The 16472-nt window shown below is 66.4% G+C and carries 14 protein-coding genes; 6 read left to right on the top strand and 8 right to left on the bottom strand.

From position 1 onward, the window contains the following. Window positions 1-210 precede the first annotated feature (210 nt). Genes ABQF30_RS07120 through ABQF30_RS07095 form a run of 6 tightly spaced genes read left to right on the top strand, consistent with a single transcriptional unit; the run spans window position 211 to window position 6633 of the window. Window positions 211-1092: a DeoR/GlpR family DNA-binding transcription regulator gene (locus ABQF30_RS07120; protein WP_448462080.1), complete on the top strand. Its 882-nt coding sequence runs from the start codon at window positions 211-213 to the stop codon at window positions 1090-1092. Continuing rightward, on the top strand, window positions 1089-2177 hold the full coding sequence (locus ABQF30_RS07115) for an alcohol dehydrogenase catalytic domain-containing protein (RefSeq protein ID WP_448462079.1): 1089 nt from the start codon (window positions 1089-1091) through the stop codon (window positions 2175-2177). The genes ABQF30_RS07120 and ABQF30_RS07115 overlap by 4 nt, the downstream gene beginning before the upstream one ends. A gap of 40 nt (window positions 2178-2217) precedes the next feature. Beyond that, on the top strand, window positions 2218-3060 hold the full coding sequence (locus ABQF30_RS07110) for a class I fructose-bisphosphate aldolase (RefSeq protein WP_448462078.1): 843 nt from the start codon (window positions 2218-2220) through the stop codon (window positions 3058-3060). Between the two features lie 7 nt (window positions 3061-3067). Next, the gene (locus ABQF30_RS07105; protein ID WP_448462077.1) at window positions 3068-4549 is read left to right on the top strand and encodes a xylulokinase; all 1482 of its coding nucleotides are present in this window, start codon (window positions 3068-3070) and stop codon (window positions 4547-4549) included. Next, window positions 4546-5499: a 2-hydroxyacid dehydrogenase gene (locus ABQF30_RS07100; protein ID WP_448462076.1), complete on the top strand. Its 954-nt coding sequence runs from the start codon at window positions 4546-4548 to the stop codon at window positions 5497-5499. Before ABQF30_RS07105 ends, ABQF30_RS07100 begins: the two co-directional genes overlap by 4 nt. A 6-nt stretch (window positions 5500-5505) precedes the next feature. Then, window positions 5506-6633, top strand: a complete 1128-nt coding sequence (locus tag ABQF30_RS07095) for a glycerate kinase (protein WP_448462075.1) — start codon at window positions 5506-5508, stop codon at window positions 6631-6633. A 170-nt stretch (window positions 6634-6803) separates the two neighbouring features. Here the strand turns inward: ABQF30_RS07095 and ABQF30_RS07090 are convergent, their stop codons facing one another. The 8 genes from ABQF30_RS07090 to rpsB all read right to left on the bottom strand — a co-directional run bounded on the left by ABQF30_RS07090 (window position 6804) and on the right by rpsB (window position 16262). Next, a complete protein-coding gene (locus ABQF30_RS07090) occupies window positions 6804-8780 on the bottom strand; it encodes a primary-amine oxidase (protein ID WP_448462074.1) in 1977 nt (658 codons plus the stop codon). A 4-nt stretch (window positions 8781-8784) separates the two neighbouring features. Then, the gene (locus ABQF30_RS07085; protein ID WP_448462073.1) at window positions 8785-10293 is read right to left on the bottom strand and encodes an APC family permease; all 1509 of its coding nucleotides are present in this window, start codon (window positions 10291-10293) and stop codon (window positions 8785-8787) included. A 22-nt stretch (window positions 10294-10315) separates the two neighbouring features. Beyond that, the gene (locus ABQF30_RS07080) at window positions 10316-11041 is read right to left on the bottom strand and encodes an ABC transporter ATP-binding protein (RefSeq protein ID WP_448462072.1); all 726 of its coding nucleotides are present in this window, start codon (window positions 11039-11041) and stop codon (window positions 10316-10318) included. 5 nt (window positions 11042-11046) lie between these two features. After that, window positions 11047-11613: an ABC transporter permease gene (locus ABQF30_RS07075; RefSeq protein ID WP_448462071.1), complete on the bottom strand. Its 567-nt coding sequence runs from the start codon at window positions 11611-11613 to the stop codon at window positions 11047-11049. Next, a complete protein-coding gene (locus tag ABQF30_RS07070; RefSeq protein WP_448462070.1) occupies window positions 11613-12797 on the bottom strand; it encodes an ABC transporter permease in 1185 nt (394 codons plus the stop codon). Before ABQF30_RS07070 ends, ABQF30_RS07075 begins: the two co-directional genes overlap by 1 nt. Before the next feature lie 121 nt (window positions 12798-12918). Beyond that, window positions 12919-14403 carry an amidase gene (locus tag ABQF30_RS07065; protein ID WP_448462069.1) on the bottom strand — a complete coding sequence of 495 codons (1485 nt, stop codon included), beginning with the start codon at window positions 14401-14403 and terminating at the stop codon, window positions 12919-12921. 186 nt (window positions 14404-14589) lie between these two features. Continuing rightward, window positions 14590-15405, bottom strand: coding sequence for a translation elongation factor Ts (gene tsf, locus ABQF30_RS07060; RefSeq protein ID WP_448462068.1), 816 nt, complete (start codon window positions 15403-15405; stop codon window positions 14590-14592). A 20-nt stretch (window positions 15406-15425) separates the two neighbouring features. After that, on the bottom strand, window positions 15426-16262 hold the full coding sequence (gene rpsB, locus ABQF30_RS07055; RefSeq protein ID WP_448462067.1) for a 30S ribosomal protein S2: 837 nt from the start codon (window positions 16260-16262) through the stop codon (window positions 15426-15428). Window positions 16263-16472 lie beyond the last annotated feature (210 nt).

The raw sequence follows: 16472 nt of genomic DNA, 5'->3' as shown, positions 1-16472 counted from the left end.
GAGGAAGTCACAGAACGCTTCACTGTGTTGCGCGACACAATCAGTTCACAAGTTCAATATGATCGAACCAATCATTCGAATTGTCAATAGCCGATGCGCTATCGCAGTTCGCGCGTGTTACACGCACACAACGTTGTCGAGTTGAACTTGTATGCGCGAATCGATCATCTAACGTTGACTTGCGCACATCGCGCATGTAGCGTCTAGCCCGTGACCAAGCCCACAGACGACACCGACCATGACGACGACACCGTCGTCCGTCGCCGTGATGTCCGTGGCGCACGGCGCCGTGAGCAGATCCTGAACCTGCTGCAGACCGTCGAATCCGGATCGCTGAGCGTCGAAGAGATCGCCCAACGGTTCGATATCTCTTTCGCGACCGTCCGCCGGGATCTGAGCCGGTTGCACCAGGATCGCCACATCACCCGCACGTACGGCGGCGTGGCGTTGACGGTTCCCACCGAACTGTCCATCCACCAGCGCCATCTGGAGTTCACCCGCGAGAAAGACGCGATCGGCCGCGCCGCCGCCGAAGCCGTCACCGATGGCGCGGTGGTGATCGTCGACGCCGGCACCACCACCGAGTTCGTCGCGCGGTACCTCGATGCCGAGGACATCACCGTGTTCACCAACGGCATCGGCGCGATCAACATCCTGATGCGCAAAGAAGACGTGTCGCTGGTCGTACTGGGCGGCCGGCTGCGCCGGGTCAACGAAACGATCAGCGGAGCCGAGGCCGAGAACATGTTGCGCTCCGTGGTCGCCGACTTCGCGTTCATCGGCGCCGACGCGGTCCACCCGCACTACGGCGTCGCGTCCCGCACGCTCGAACAGAGCCGGCTCAAGACGCTGATGATGCAGCGCGCCAGGCAGACGATCGTGGTGGCCGACCACCGCAAGCTCGACACCGACCAGTTCAGTTACTGGTCCCCGCTCCCGGCGCAGTGGCGGTTCGTCACCGACGACAGAGCCGAATCTGAAGCCCCCCCGACCGCCCTCGACGAACTGCGCCAGATCGGCGCACAGATCGACCTTGCGCAGCCCTTGCGCGCGCTGACCGACACCGCAGAACAGAGAGGCACCCAGTCGTGACGACCACCATGTCGCAATCACGTGACACCGCAACCGGATCCGATGCCCAAAGCTTCCAGCAGGCGGTGCTGTACCAGCCCAACGACCTGCGCATCGAAACCTCCGCGATGCCGGTGCTTCAGCCCGGCGATGTGCTGCTGCGAGTCGATGCAGCGCTGTTGTGCGGCACCGACGTTCGCATCTACGAGGGCCGTAAGCAGAAGAACGTCACCTTCCCCACCGTGCTCGGGCATGAGTTCGCCGGCACCGTCGTCGACGCCAACGGGCCGCTCCCCGAGGGCGTGCAGATGGGTGACCAGGTCGCCGTCTATCCGTTGGTCACCTGCGGTGCATGCACGGCCTGCCGCCGCGGGCACGAAAACATATGCAAGAACCGCAGGGCATTCGGCTATCAGTTGACGGGCGGTCTGTCCCAGTACGTTCACGTGCCCGCGGTGGCGCGGCAGAACCTGGTGCCGGTGCCCGGGGTGGCGGCGACGCAGGCGGCCATCATCGAACCCGTCGCGTGTGCATACAACGGCCAGAAGCTCGCCGGGATGTCCAGGGCCCAAACCGCGCTGATCGTCGGATGTGGGCCACTCGGACTGATCCACGCCGGCCTGGCGAAGAGTCTCGGCGTGGAGAAGGTCGCCGCGGTCGATCCGATCGCCGGGCGCCGCGAGATGGCCACCAGGTTCGGCGCTGACCTGGTACTCGAACCTGGTCCGGACACCGCGGCCGCACTGGATGATTTCACCGACGGCGGCATCGATGTGCTGGTCATGGCCATCGGCCGGATCGATGCCCTCACACCGTATTTGGGGAGCCTCGCACCCGGCGCCCGGGTGTCGGTGTTCGCCGGCTTCGGGGCCGACGCCGACCTCGCGGTCTCGGCCAACGATGTGCACTACAACGAATGGACCATCGTCGGCGCCTCGTCGTGCCGGCTGGACGGCTTCCACGCCGTCGCACCGATGGTCGCCTCCGGCCAACTCCCGGTTGCCGAACTGATCGGCACCCAGCTTCCGCTGGACCGGGCGGCCGAGGCGATCCAGCTCGCCGGTTCGGGCGCCGACATGCGGGTCGGCGTCGACCCCTGGGCCTGAACGACCCGCCCCAAGACCCCCACACAAGGAGAACCCCGCAATGACAACCACATTCGTCCCCGCATTCGATATCAACCGCTCGGGGACCACCCCTGCGCTGGGCCGCGAGCTGCGGCTCCGCCGGCTGTTCGCAGCCGACGGCCGGACCGTGACGGTCGCGCTCGACCAGGCGGTACCGCGCGGCGTCGCCCCGCGCCTGGCCACCATCGGATCGACCTTCGACAGCATCGCCTCCGGTGAGCCCGACGCCGTCACCATCACCAAGGGACTCGCAGGCCCGCTGTTCGGCGGCCGCGAGACCCCGCTGCCGTGGATCCTGAAGGCCTCGATGTTCTCCGTTGAATTCCACCCCACCTATGACGCCACCATCGGAACCGTCCACGACGCGATCCGCTTGGGCGCCGACGCCGTAGCCGTCGGGATCTCGGCCGGATCGTCCAATCAGGTGGCGATGTTCGAAATGCTCACCAAGGTCGTCGAGGAAGCCCACAGCTGGGGCCTGCCGGTGGTGTGCCACGCCTACCCGTCCGGTGAGATGTGGGGTGACCGTAAGGGTTCCACCGAATCGGTGCTGTATGCCTCCCGGGCCGCCGCGGAGCTGGGTACCGACATCGTCAAGACCTGGTACACCGGCTCGACCGCCGAGTTCGCCAAGGTCGTGGAGGGAACGCCGGCCATCGTCGTCGCCGCGGGCGGCGCACCGGCACCCAGCCCGCTGGACGTGCTCAAGCAGGCCGCGTCGGTCGTCGAGGCAGGTGCCCACGGCATGACCGCGGGCCGCAACATCTGGCAGGCACCCGATCCGGCCAAGATGGTCAACGCGCTCAAGGCCGTCATCCACGGTGGGGACACCCCCGAGGTCGCGGCCAAGCTGCTGGACTGACCAGACCGTGACCTACCTCGGAATCGATGTCGGTACCTCGGCCACCAAGGCCGTGGTAATCGACTCGGATGGAACGGTTCTCGCCCGGTCCCGGGTTCCTCACCCTTCAGCGCGTGGGTGCGGCCCGGGCCGGGCTGACCCCGCGGCGTGGCGCAGCAGTGTCACCGCGGCGGTCAGCGCGCTGGGGCCGCACACCGCCGCCGTGACCGGCGTAGGTCTGGATACCCACTGCCCCACCGCATTACTGCTCGATGCGACCGGAGCGCCCTTGACCGCCGGGATCACCTGGGACCATCCCGGACTGGCAGGACCCACCGACGAGCTGATCAACATGCTCAGCGTCGAGGAGATCGCGCTGGTGGGCAACCATCTGATGCCGGCCACCGCGATGGGCGCAGCGTATCGGCTGTTGCAGGACATCGAGCCCGAAGCACTGAGCGCTGCAACCACTTTCGGCCTCGCCGGGACATGGCTGGGGCAATGGCTGACCGGCCGCCGCGCCATCGACCCGACGCAGGCGTCCTACACCGCACTGATGGCCAGCACCGACGGCAGCTGCCAGTGGCTGACCGAGGTCCTGACCCGGTTCGGCATACCGGCCGACAAGCTGCCGCCGGTGGCGCCGTCGCTCAGTGTGCTGGGCCCGCTGGACCCGGGCACCGCCGGTATTCTCGGCCTGCCCGAAGGCATCCCCGTGCTCGTGGGCTCGGGCGACACTCCCGCCGCGTCCTATGCGCTTGGGTCGACGCCGGGCGGCCGGCCGCTGTTCATCATGGGCACCACGCATGTGGTATCCAACGCGCTGGCCGAGCCCGACCCGAGAGCACTGGCCTTGCAGCGGTCCGACGTCCGCGCCGGACAATGGCTGATCAACGGAGTCATCAACGGCGGTGACGCACTCGCGCACGGGGCGGCTCGGCTCGGCCTCGGCGACGGTGATGCCGCGGTCGCCGATCTGGTCGCCGCCGCGTTCGCCGCCGGCCCCACCGATGCCAGTCCCCCGGTGTTCATCCCGCACACCCGCCCGGAGCGCGGGCCGCTGTGGTTCGACGGTCCGCGCACCGCACTGCTCGGTATCGACGCCGGCACCCCGACGCCGGTCGCAGCCCGCGGTGTCGTCGAAGGGGTGTTGTTCGCCGATCGGATGATCATCGAATCCTGCGTCGGCGCCGACCAGCGCACCCTGTACGTCAGCGGCGCGTTCGGTGACGAGCCCGCGCTGCCGCAGTTGCTGGCCGACGTGCTGGACCGCGTCATTCTGGTGGTCGACGAAAGTCACCTTCCGGCGCTCGGAGCCGCCGCCATGTGCAGCGAAGTGCTTGCCGGCCAGGTGATTGCGCCACCCGAGGCGCGCCGGGTCTCACCCCGCCGCGAATGGCGCGAGGCCGTGGCCGGGCGCTGGGACCGGTACCGAACCGTATGGTCCGAAGTCACGGACGTCGCACCGCTCGGAACCCTCGACGAAGCCATGAGAAGGAACCTCTGTTGACGATCTACGTGTCCAGACTGCTGACCGACCACGCAATGGCCCATCTGGAATCGCTGGGGCTCCCGGTGCGAGTCGGTGACGAAGGTCCCCCGACCAGAGCGGATCTGGAAGCCGGCATCGCGGGTGCCACCGCCGCCGTCGTCACGCTGACCGAACGTGTCGACGCCCCATTGCTTGCCGCAGCGGGCGATCAGCTCAAAGTCGTCGCCAACGTCGCTGTCGGGTACGACAACATCGACGTACCCGCCGCGACCGCGGCCGGCGTCACCGTCACCAACACCCCCGGGGTGCTCGACCGGGCCACCGCCGACCACACCTTCGCCCTCATTCTGGCCGCGACGCGCCGGGTGCTCGACGGCGACCGGTTCCTGCGGTCGCGCCAGCAGTGGCAGTGGGGTCCGCGGATGCTCGTCGGACTCGATGTCAGTGCCGGCGCGACCCTGGGCATCCTGGGTTACGGCCGGATCGGCAAGGCCGTCGCCCGCCGGGCCCAGGCCTTCGATATGACGGTGCTGGCCAACGCGCGCAGCCGCAAGCCCGGCACCGAGGAGGACGGGGTGCGGTTCGTCGACCACGACGCGCTTCTCGCCGAAAGCGACGTGCTCAGTGTCCTCACCCCGCTCACCCCGCAGACTCACCATCTGATCGACGCCTCGGCCCTTGCGAAGATGAAATCGACCGCATACCTGGTCAACACCGCGCGCGGCGGGGTCGTCGACGAGGCTGCGCTGATGGCCGCCCTGCATGCCGGGCGGCTGCGCGGCGCTGCACTCGACGTTTTCGAGAACGAGCCCGACGTCAATCCGGAGCTGCTGGACACCCCGAATCTTGTGCTCACCCCGCACATCGCCAGTGCAGGCGAGGCCACCCGCGACGCAATGGGTATCCTCGCAATCGACAATGCCGCCGCGGTTCTCGCCGGGAAACCGGCGCTGACCCCTGTTCGATAGCACCGGATGAAAATTGTTCTCGCCCCCGACTCCTTCAAGGAGTCGATGACCGCGTCGCAGGCGGTGGCAGCGATGCGCGACGGCGTGCGCTCCGTGCTCCCCGACGCCGAGTGCGTCGGCGTGCCGATGGCCGACGGTGGCGAAGGCGCGGTCGACGCTGTCGTCGACGCGCTCGACGGCGAACGCATCACGGTCGAGGTGGCCGATCCACTGGGCCGGCCGGTGGCCGCGAAATACGGTTACATCGCGGACCGCAAGCTCGCAGTCGTCGAGATGGCGACCGCTTCCGGCCTGGAAATGGTGGCGCCTGCAGATCGGGACGTGCTGCGCGCCAGCACCTTCGGTGTCGGCCAGCTCATTGCGAACGCACTTGATCACGGTGCGACGGAACTGCTGATCGGGCTGGGCGGCTCGGCCACCAACGACGGCGGCGCCGGCATGCTCGCCGCACTCGGCGCCACCCTCGCCGACGCGGACGGCACGCCTCTGCCCCCCGGCGGCGCGGCGCTGGCCCGGTTGGAGCTCATCGACCTGTCCGGGCTGGACTCCCGCCTGGCTGATGTCCGGGTCAGGATCGCCTCGGACGTGACGGCACCGCTGCTCGGAACCGGCGGCGCCAGCGCGGTTTTCGGCCCGCAGAAGGGTGCAACCCCGGCTGACGTCGAGGCATTGGAAGCCGCGCTGACCCGGTTCGTCGCGGTGACCGAGTCCACGCTGGGCCGGGCCAGGCCTGAGCTCCCCGGCGCCGGCGCCGCGGGCGGCCTCGGCTTTGCGCTACTGGAATTCCTTGGGGCCGAATGCAAGCCCGGCGTCGAGGTGATCGCCGAGACCGTGGGGCTCGAACAGTCGCTGGCAGGTGCGGACTGGGTGTTCACCGGCGAGGGCAGCGTCGACGCCCAGACCATGCTGGGCAAGACGCCGTTCGGGGTGGCTCAGGTGGCCGGGCGGACGGGCAGCCGTGTGGTGATCTTCGCCGGCCGGGTTGCGCCCGATGCCGACGTGCTGCTGGACAACGGCGTGGACCGGTTGGTCGCGATCACCGTGCCGGGAACGCCCATCGAGCAGGCGCTGCGCGAAGGGCCGGCGTCGTTGGCCCGGGCCGCCGCCGACGTGTGCCGCACCATCGCGGTCTAGTTTCCCAACGCGTCTGCTCACCGGTCGCGGCCCGCTGTTCAGCCTTCTGCTCTTGGAGGGCGGCAAATCGCTCGGCCACCTCGCGCCTCATCATAGGGTGGTTCCTGGCCAGGCAGACGCGTCGGTACCCGGCTGTGCCGGCTTTGCGTACCGACGCGACTGCTCGCGCGTCAGTGATGGTGGCAGGCCGCCGGCGGTGACGGAGGCAGGTCCAGCGCCGGGTTGCCGTCGAAGAAGCCGACCGGCTTGAGTTTGAAACCGGTGTAGTGGCAGGGCATCACCGGCCAGTCCTCCGGGCACACGACGTGGTGGGCGCCCACGGTGTACCAGAGCACGAGGTCGGTGTTCTCCAGCGGAGCGTCGTCGGCCACATACTGCGGCAGTCCTTGCGCCTCGGCGCACTGGTACATGTAATCGCCCGCGGCGTACAGCTCCTTCGGGTCGTACCGGGTGACCCACAGGTTGTGCTGGACAAACCTGGCTCGATCGTAGATCACCGATCCCTCCTGCACCATCACCGGCACGATGTCCTTCGGCATCAGTTTGTAGGCGACCGGAGCGCCGAACTCGTTGAGCTTGGAGGGGTTTACCACTTTCCAGTACCGACCCGTCGCGTGCTCCCAGTCCCGCGCCCCCTCGGCCTCCGAGGCCACCACGGTGTCCTGCGTTATCCAGGCGTTGTGGTGCGGGTTGAGCGCCGGATCGGGCTCCGGGATCGAATCCACCTCGTACACAGTGTTACCCGGTCCGTCGATGCTCATGTCCATCCGGAAGTTGAAGAAGTGCTGGTGGTTTGGGCCGTACATGCCAGGGGCCACCATCTTGCCCCACCGTGGAGTCTCACCCTCGGCGATCGCGCCGGTGGTCAGCACACCAGTGAGTTTGACCTCCATTTCGATGGACGCATCGTTGTAGAGGTACCAGAAGAAGCCGTACTCATAGTTCCCGACGGTGCAGATCATCGAGATGACCAGTCGCCGCGATCGCCTGACCTCGACTTCGCCGGTGCGGAAATCCGTGTGCTTCCAGGAGATCCCGAAGTCCTCCTCGTGCATGCAGATGGCGTTCGGGATGGTGACGGCATTGCCGTCGGAGTCGTTCACCGTCCCGTCGAAGTAGAAGATCTCGCCCAGACAGTCACAGCCAAGGGTCAGCGGGTTGGCCGAGAAACCCATGCCCACCTCGCCCATGTCGAAAACGTTCTTGTTCCAGTGCGTCGGCGACGAATCACCGTAGGGCACCACCATTTCCGACAGTGCGGCCCGGTACATGATGGGACGCACGGTGCCGCGGTCGGTGTAGGTGACCTCGTGCAGGACCAGGCCCTCACGGGGGTTGAACCCAACGCGCAGCGACCACTTCTGCCATGTGACGTTCCACCCGTCGACGGTGAAGCTGGGCCCGTCGGGCTGGGTGATCTCGATGGTCTTGACGTCGTCACGGAATTCGGTGAACGCGGGCCGGTTCTCCGGGTCGAACATGAACTTCTCGGCGTAGTTACCACCCTTCGACGGCAACTCCACCACGCCGTGGTCTTCGACGTCGACGACCACCATCTCGTCCAGGTCGAATGTGACGATCAGCCCCTCGACCGGACGCGCGTAGCCGTTCTCCGATGGTGCGGCCCGCATGAACGTCAGCGGGCGACAGATCAGCGGTGAGTTGGCGTAATGATCCTGTGGACCGAAATAGCCTGCCGGCCAAGGATCGATCATCGCGAGGCCGAAATCCGTCACGCCACGCTTGCGCATGGCCTCCTGCCACCGGGGGTCCTCCAGGACCTTCTCCTCCACCCCGGTCATGTGCTCGACGAGATAGGACGGGAAGCGACCGGGAATCGGAGTCCAGGAGTCGATCACCCTGGCATCGAGATCGACGATCGCCTCGTAGATCAGCTTGGCGGCGCCGTCGTACATCGTCACGAGCGCCTGGCGCGGAATGTCCTCCACGCCGTCGAACGTCAGCTGGGCCGTCTTGGCGGGCTCGGCCAGCTGAATCATCACGAACTTCAACGTTGGTGTGGCGTAGTCAGATCCGGTGATGACAGCCGCTGCCGCCTCAATCTCTGCACCGGTCAGGGGATCGAGCGGATACCGGGTGGCATCCGCGGTGGACTCGCCGCGCAGCACTGTGCTGTCCATGGTCATCGAGCTAAACCTCCTTGGTTTCAGACTTGTCGAGGTCGAACACTGCGAGATGGGCGAGCGAATCCTCTTGCGACACCTTGCGTGCCGAGCGCCGGCCGAAGACGTACACCACCAGGCCGAGCGCGAACATCCCGAGGCTGATGCCGCCGACCCACGTCATCCAGGTGGCGGAGGGCACGTCGAGCCACGGCGTCACGAACGAGTAGTAGATGCCGCCGATGGTGCCCAACGTGCCCACGACGACGGTGATCCACACCCCCACCATGCCGCCCGGGATACGCCAGAACTCCTCGCTGGCATAGCGATCCGCGTACTTCTTGCGGGCGACGATCACCGGGATCAGGAAGAAGAACCCGGACAGCAGCCAGACTGTCGAGAGCCCGCCCTGCAGATAGATCGTGACATTGGCCATACTGCTCTGCGAGTACAGCCCCACCAGGATCAGCGAGCTGATGACGCCCTGGATCAGGATCGCCGTCACCGGATTGCGGGTCCGCGGGTTGAGGTGGGTGAAGATCCGCGGAAGGTGCCGTTCCAAACCGGACACGAAGATCAACCGCGAGTACGCCACCTGATAGGTCATCAGCGCCACGATGATGATGCCGGCCAACACGACCGCGCAGACCTCCATCAGACCCGGGAAGCCCGCCACATCCAGCATGCCGATGATGCCGGTCACCGGGTCGATCTCGTCGCCGGGAAGCGCCATCATGGTGCCCAGAGTGCTGAGCAGGTAGATGGCGACGAGCGCCGTTGAACCCCACAGGATCATCCTCGGCCCGCTCTTACGCACCGACAGGAACTCCGCACCCATGTTGTACGGGGTCTCGACGCCGAGCAGATACAGCAGCACGGTGCCGTACAGGAAACCCGCAGCGGCGAAGTTGGGCATCGTCGCCTCTGCCCAACTGAACGGAGTGGCCGAGCCGTTCTCGACGGCGAAGAGCAGGCCGCAGATGAAAATCGTCAGCGTCAGGACGCCGTAGACGACGAAGACGACGTTCATGATCTTCTGGTTGGCAGCAAGTTTCGCCAGCGCCAACCCGATCACCGTCCACAGAATCACCAACTGCAGGATGATGCTCGTCGTCAAGCCGAGTTCGGCGTGGAACGCCAGCAGCAGGAATTGCAGCACCACCGCGGGTGAGGATGCGGCGTTGAGGATCACCGGCACCCAGGACAGGTAACCGCCGATGAAGCCCCAGGTTTCACCCATCGTGCGAGTGGCCCAGATGTAGACCCCACCCTGCCCCGGCCAGAGATTTCCGAGTTCCACCACGGCCATGCCGGCCGGGACAAGGAAGGTGAGGATGCCGAGCACCCACATCGGAATAGCGGTCCAGCCACCGCCTGCCATCACCGACGATCCGGTGACCCAGCAGATGATGAACACATAGGCCGCGGTCAGGCCGAACGTGCTCATCACCTTCGGCAGAATTTGTTCCGGGACAAGCTCCGTCGTCATGAGTTTGTCCCGCTCGGATGGCTGTGCGGCCTCTAATTCTTGGGTCATTCAGTCTCCCAATACCGTTGGTTCAGTGGATGATCTGTCCGTCTCGCATCCGGACGACACGGCTCGCTTCGTCGGCCACCGTGGGGTCGTGGGTGCTGGCGACGACCGTGACGCCCAGCGTCGAGCACAGGTCGCGCAGCATGCGCACCACCGTCTCCCCCGTGCGGTGGTCGAGGTTGGCCGTCGGCTCGTCGGCGAGGACGAGGGCCGGATTGCTGATCAGCGACCGGGCGATCGCGGTGCGCTGTTGTTCTCCACCCGACATCTTGGTGGGCTGATGATGCACCCGGTGACTCAGGCCGACCATTTCCAGCAGTTCAGTTGCACGCTGGCGCAGCGCCTTTCGGTCATACGGCTCGAACATCAGCGGCAGCTCGACGTTCTCGACGGCCGACAGGAACGGAATCAGGTTGTAGCTCTGGAAGATGAATCCGATGGTGTCGTGCCGCAACGCGGCGAACTGACTCTCGGTCAGTTGCGCGGTATCGCGGCCGCTGATCTTCACCACGCCCTTCGTAGGGCGGTCCAGCCCGCCGATGATGTTGAGCAGGGTGGACTTGCCGCTTCCACTCGGCCCCATCAGGCAGACGAATTCGCCTGACATGACCTGGAGTTCGGCGGCGACGAGCGCCTTGACCACCTCATCGCCGAGCTTGTGCAGTTTCCAGACATCGCTGATCTCGATGACGGGCTTCTGGGCCACCTCGATGTCGGGTGTGACCGTTGCGGTGTCGTCGAGTGCAGTCATTGCGGTTAACCTCCCGCGGTCAGGGATCGGATGGGCGGACGTGACGCGGCAGCCCACGTGGGCACGATGCTGGTGGCGACGGCGGCGACGATGCTGACTCCGAGGGCGATCAGAGCACCCACCGCGAGCCCGCCGAACGACACACCCGTGGGCGCAAAACCTGCTGCTACCACCCCGGTTGCAGTGACAGCAGCGAGAACGGCGCCAAGCAAGGCTCCCAACACTGCTGCGACGACCGGTTCGACGAGCAGCGCGGCCACCACGGGACCGCGGGGAATACCGTTGGCGCCGAGTACGCCGAGTTCTCGGGTGCGCTGCGCCACGGTGCGGGTGGTCGCCACGGCCACCTCGACCACGCCGACCAGTAGGACGGTGACGGCGATGAGGACCACCGCGCGGTTGATTTCGTCGGCGTGCCCCAGCGACGCGGACTGTAATCGGATTCCCGAGGACATCCCGAAAACCAACACCACCAGGAACGCCCCGGTGGCGGTGGTGACCACCGGCAGCACCATCTCCCGGATCCGCCGGCGGGCGGACAAACAACCGTAGGCAAGACCTTTGGCGATCATCACCTGGCCCCCAGGAGGTCGACTGGACGCTGTTGCAGCAACCGGTGCACGGGCACCAGTGCGCCGACGATGGCCATCGCAGGCAGGAATGCGGCGACCATGCTTGCGGCCTGAGCCCATGCCGTCGGCGTCGCAATCCCCGGAATGACGAGGGCCACAGCAGCACCCGCACCGACGATGCCGACCACGTAGGCGACGACGAAGACGATCGCCGACTCGACCAGGAAGAAGTACAACACCTCGTCGGCCAGACCGATGCTGCTCATGATGCCGAATTCACGTTTGCGTTCGGCCACCGCCGCCAGGAACGACGACACCGCGATGACGAATCCCAGAACGAGCCCGATGGTCGAGATCAGACCGAGGGTGGAACTTGTCACCTTCCCGGAGAACAACGCCGAGAACTTCTGCTCGAAGGTCAGCGGACCGGAACCACCGACCGTGTCGTAGATCAGGCCGGAGCCACCGGGATCGGGCGGCACCGACGGATCAGGGGTCGACGGCAGACCGACTGCGGCGCCGAACGTCTGGGCAAGGTCGCGGCTCCTCTCCTCGCCGGACGGCGCATGGATCGTCCACCAGCCGTGGTCGCCGATCAACGACCGGGCCAGTTCCGCAGACACCGTCATCGACTCGCCGTCCCCCGACACGGCAACAGTCAGAGGCGTAGCGCCGACGTCGATCGTGCCCCCAGGCGCGGCACCTAATCGATCAGCCAGTGCGGCACCCAAAACTGCTTGGCCCGAAGGTGTTTCGTCATTGCCCCGCAGAGAGACGCTGGTATCGCCGATCGTCGTCACACCGGACAGGGTCTGTACTGCGCGCCAACCGTCAGGAACGGTGATCACAGGCGCCGGGCCGTCGGCCACCAGAGCTTGCACGTCGTTGTCGTAGTGCACGCCGGCCGCGGGTACCGCCCACAACTGCGCTCCAGCGAGGACGTCGGTGACCGAATCGGCGCCGGTGATGGCGAAGCTCGACGCGATCGTGCGCACGATCGTCACGCACGCGATCGCCAGGGCGATGCCGAGCACCGACAGCACAAACCGTTCCGGCCTTCGGCGAATGTTCGCCAGTGCGAACCGGATCAGACAGCCGAAGGTGTTCCCGGTCGTTGTGGCGATCGGCGGCGATCGGCGGGCTGTGGACGCGTGAGGCGTCGATGCCGAAGTAGCGGATTGCACAAGGAGCGATGTTGCGAGCCGCTTGTTTCACCCACAGCAGTTCTCGGTGTCCCGCGGGTTAACAGAGCCGAGTCGGCGTTACGACGCGATGTCCCCACCCGCGAACATACGCCGAAGTCCCCTATTTCACGGCTTTTCGGGCACCTTTGCGTCTGCTCGGCGGAACCGGATCTTGAATGCGGCGCCACGGCCGTGCCTCTTCGAGCTCATAGGCCAACTCCAGCAGTCGAGCCTCGCGGCCCACCGTCGCGGACAACATCATGCCGACCGGCAATCCGGCCTCCGTCTCTGCCAGCGGCAGCGAGATGGCCGGATCACCGGTGGCGTTCTGCAGTGGCGTGAACGCCACCCAGTCGATCAGGCGGTCGATGATGTGATCATAATCGGCGGAGGGATCGAGTTCGCCGATACGCAGCGTGGGCTCGGCCAAGGTGGGCATGAGAACCACGTCATAACTGTTCGACAGCCGCTCGGTGACACGGCGCGACCGGGCGAGCCGCGTGATGGCCAGTGGGAGCCGGTGCAGGTTGCGGCTGGCCATGCGGTCAAGCCCCAGCGTCAGGTTGTCGAGCCGGGTTCGGTCGAAACTCGGGCCGAAGGACCGGGTCCCGCCGCGCACCGTCGCATACGCCAGAAACGCCCAGTAGACCAGGAAGTCGTCCTTGAACCGGGCAGGCACGGGGTTGCCGATCGGGGTGACTCGATGCCCCAGCTCCTCGAGCAATGCCGCCGTCTTGAGGGTCAGTTCACGCATCTCCGGGCTCGCGTCGCGCGTGATGGACTGGGTGCACACGGCGATGCGGAGTCGCTGCTTGCCGGGACGGGTGACATCGCCGATCGGCGGCAACTTGGGATTGCGGTAGACCCGCTCCATCTCCCGGTAGAAGGCCGCGGTGTCGCGTACCGACCGGGTGAGCACTCCGTCGGCGACGATACGCAGGGGCATCATGCGCAGGTGCAGATCCTGCGGCAGCCGGCCGCGCGACGGCTTCAGCCCCACCAGCCCGTTGCAGGAGGCCGGAATCCGGATCGACCCGCCGCCGTCGTTGGCGTGCGCGATGGGAACAACGCCGGCGGCCACGAAGGCGCCGGAGCCCGACGACGATGCGCCCGCGGTGTATTCGGGGTTCCATGGATTTCGCACCGGCCCCAGCCGGGGGTGTTCGCAAGAGGCGCTGAAGCCGAACTCGGAGAGCCGGGTTTTGCCGAGCGGCACCAGACCGGTGGCACGGTAGGCGCGGGCGAAATCGCCGTCTGCCTCGTCGGGCGTGGGATCCCATGCGTCGGTGCCCCGCATGGTCGGCATCCCCGCCACGGCCACGTTGTCTTTGACGAAGGTCGGCACCCCGTCGAAGAACCCGCCGTACGGGCTCGGCGCGGCCCCCCGGGCGTGGGCCTGGTCGAATGCCTCGAACGCCAGACCGTTCAACGTGGGATTGACGGCCTCGGCGCGGGCCACGGCCGCCTCGATGAGGTCTGCCGCCGATACGCTGCCGGCCCGGAGTTCCTCGACCAGCCCGACGGCATCATGCTCGCCCAGCGCGTCGTCGCTGAAGGCGGAGCATCTGTTGTCGGCTCTTCGCGCGGGGCGCTCATCGGGACTCATGCGCCGACGGTACCAATTGCCGCAGCGACGGCTTCCCGTCCCGCACAAGCAAAACCCCGCGTCTCCGGGATCGCCGGATCTGACGCGGGGTTTTACGTGTGAGCGGCTGGTGCGCCGCTCAGGCTTGTGCCTAGGCCTGGGCCCGACTGGCCTGTTCCTCCTCGGGCCCTGGGGGCCCGCATCGTCTCAGGCCTGTCCGACCTCGAAGCGGACGAACCGGGTGACGGTCACGCCTGCCTCGTCCAGCAGGGCCTTGACGGTCTTCTTGTTGTCGGACACCGACGGCTGGTCCAGCAGCACGACGTCCTTGTAGTAGCCCGTCACGCGGCCCTCGACGATCTTCGACAGCGCCTGCTCGGGCTTGCCCTCGTTGCGCGCAGTCTCTTCGGCGATACGCCGCTCGTTGGCGACGATGTCCTCGGGCACGTCCTCACGGGTGAGGTACTTCGCCTTGAGCGCAGCGATTTGCAGTGCGACGGCATGCGCAGCACTTTCGTCGCCACCGGTGTACTCGACCAGCACACCCACGGCCGGCGGCAGATCCGCGGCGCGCTTGTGCAGGTAAGTCTCGACCTTGCCGTCGAAGTAGGCGACGCGACGCAGCTCGAGCTTCTCGCCGATCTTGGCGGACAGATCTGCGATCGCCTGCTCGACGGTGGAGTCCCCGGTCTTCGCGGCTTTGAGCGCCTCGACATCGGCGGCCTTGGAGGCGGCGGCCGCGGCCACCACCTGCTCGGCCAGTGCCTGGAACTCGGCGTTCTTGGCGACGAAGTCGGTCTCGGAGTTGAGCTCGATCAGCGCGCCGTCCTTGGCCGCGACAAGACCCTCGGCGGTCGCACGCTCAGCGCGCTTGCCGACGTCCTTGGCGCCCTTGATCCGCAGCAACTCGACAGCTTTGTCGAAGTCGCCGTCGGACTCGACGAGCGCGTTTTTCGAGGCCATCATGCCGGCCCCGGTCAGCTCCCGAAGCCGCTTGACGTCGGCAGCGGTGTAGTTAGCCATGTAAGCCTTCCCCTGAATAATTACGAAGCGTCAGTGGATGATTCGGTGGTGGTCTCGCCGTCGGCAGCACCGGCGGCAGGACCGGCGGTCGCACCGGCCAGCAGCTCCTGCTCCCACTCGGCCAGCGGCTCAGCGGCCTCGGCGGCCGACTTCTCGCCGCCACCCTGACCGGCCCGAGCCTGCAGACCCTCGGCCACCGCGGAGGCGACAACCTTGGTGAGCAGTGCGGCGGAGCGGATCGCGTCGTCGTTACCCGGGATCGGGTAGTCGACCACATCGGGATCGCAGTTGGTGTCCAGGATGGCGATCACCGGGATGTTCAACTTGCGCGCTTCCGCGACCGCGAGGTGTTCCTTGTTGGTGTCGACGACCCAGATCGCCGAAGGCACCTTCTGCATGTCCCTAATTCCACCCAGGGACCGCTCCAGCTTGTTCTTCTCACGCGTGAGCATGAGGATTTCCTTCTTGGTGCGACCTTCGAACCCACCGGTCTGCTCCATGGCTTCCAGCTCCTTGAGGCGCTGCAGCCGCTTGTGCACGGTGGAGAAGTTGGTGAGCATGCCACCGAGCCAGCGCTGGTTCACGTACGGCATGCCGACGCGGGTCGCCTCGTCAGCGATCGACTCCTGCGCCTGCTTCTTGGTGCCGACGAACATGACGCTGCCACCGTGGGCGACGGTTTCCTTGACGAACTCGTACGCCTTGTCGATGTAGGTCAGCGTCTGCTGCAGGTCGATGATGTAGATGCCGTTGCGGTCGGTGAAGATGAACCGCTTCATCTTGGGATTCCAGCGACGGGTCTGGTGCCCGAAGTGGGTGCCGCTGTCCAGCAGCTGTTTCATGGTTACTACAGCCATGAGTGCATGGTTCCTTTTGTGTCGGTTGTCGCCCGGCGTCGGGTGATGCCAAGCCCTGGTGCCCGCTGGTTGCCGGACCCGCCCGGGAACTTCCAGGTCAGGACCGCCGGCATCCGAGTACGACCCCAATTGGGCGGTCGTGGCGCAGACACGCGAAGTCAGCCCGCTCGGCGAGCTGCGGATAGAAGTTTACACGCTGGACAGGGGTGC

The organism is Mycolicibacterium sp. XJ870 (assembly GCF_053483975.1).
The sequence above is the reverse complement of the archived record's forward strand: the minus strand, read 5'-3'. Positions and strand labels throughout refer to the sequence as shown.

Bases quoted from the DNA above. Each gene is read 5' to 3' on its own strand.
- ABQF30_RS07110 (WP_448462078.1), top strand. From the start codon at position 2,218: ATGACAACCACATTCGTCCCCGCATTCGATATCAACCGCTCGGGGACC.
- ABQF30_RS07095 (WP_448462075.1), top strand. From the start codon at position 5,506: ATGAAAATTGTTCTCGCCCCCGACTCCTTCAAGGAGTCGATGACCGCG.
- ABQF30_RS07090 (WP_448462074.1), bottom strand. From the start codon at position 8,780: ATGACCATGGACAGCACAGTGCTGCGCGGCGAGTCCACCGCGGATGCC.
- ABQF30_RS07085 (WP_448462073.1), bottom strand. From the start codon at position 10,293: ATGACCCAAGAATTAGAGGCCGCACAGCCATCCGAGCGGGACAAACTC.
- ABQF30_RS07080 (WP_448462072.1), bottom strand. From the start codon at position 11,041: ATGACTGCACTCGACGACACCGCAACGGTCACACCCGACATCGAGGTG.
- ABQF30_RS07075 (WP_448462071.1), bottom strand. From the start codon at position 11,613: ATGATCGCCAAAGGTCTTGCCTACGGTTGTTTGTCCGCCCGCCGGCGG.
- ABQF30_RS07065 (WP_448462069.1), bottom strand. From the start codon at position 14,403: ATGAGTCCCGATGAGCGCCCCGCGCGAAGAGCCGACAACAGATGCTCC.
- tsf (WP_448462068.1), bottom strand. From the start codon at position 15,405: ATGGCTAACTACACCGCTGCCGACGTCAAGCGGCTTCGGGAGCTGACC.
- rpsB (WP_448462067.1), bottom strand. From the start codon at position 16,262: ATGGCTGTAGTAACCATGAAACAGCTGCTGGACAGCGGCACCCACTTC.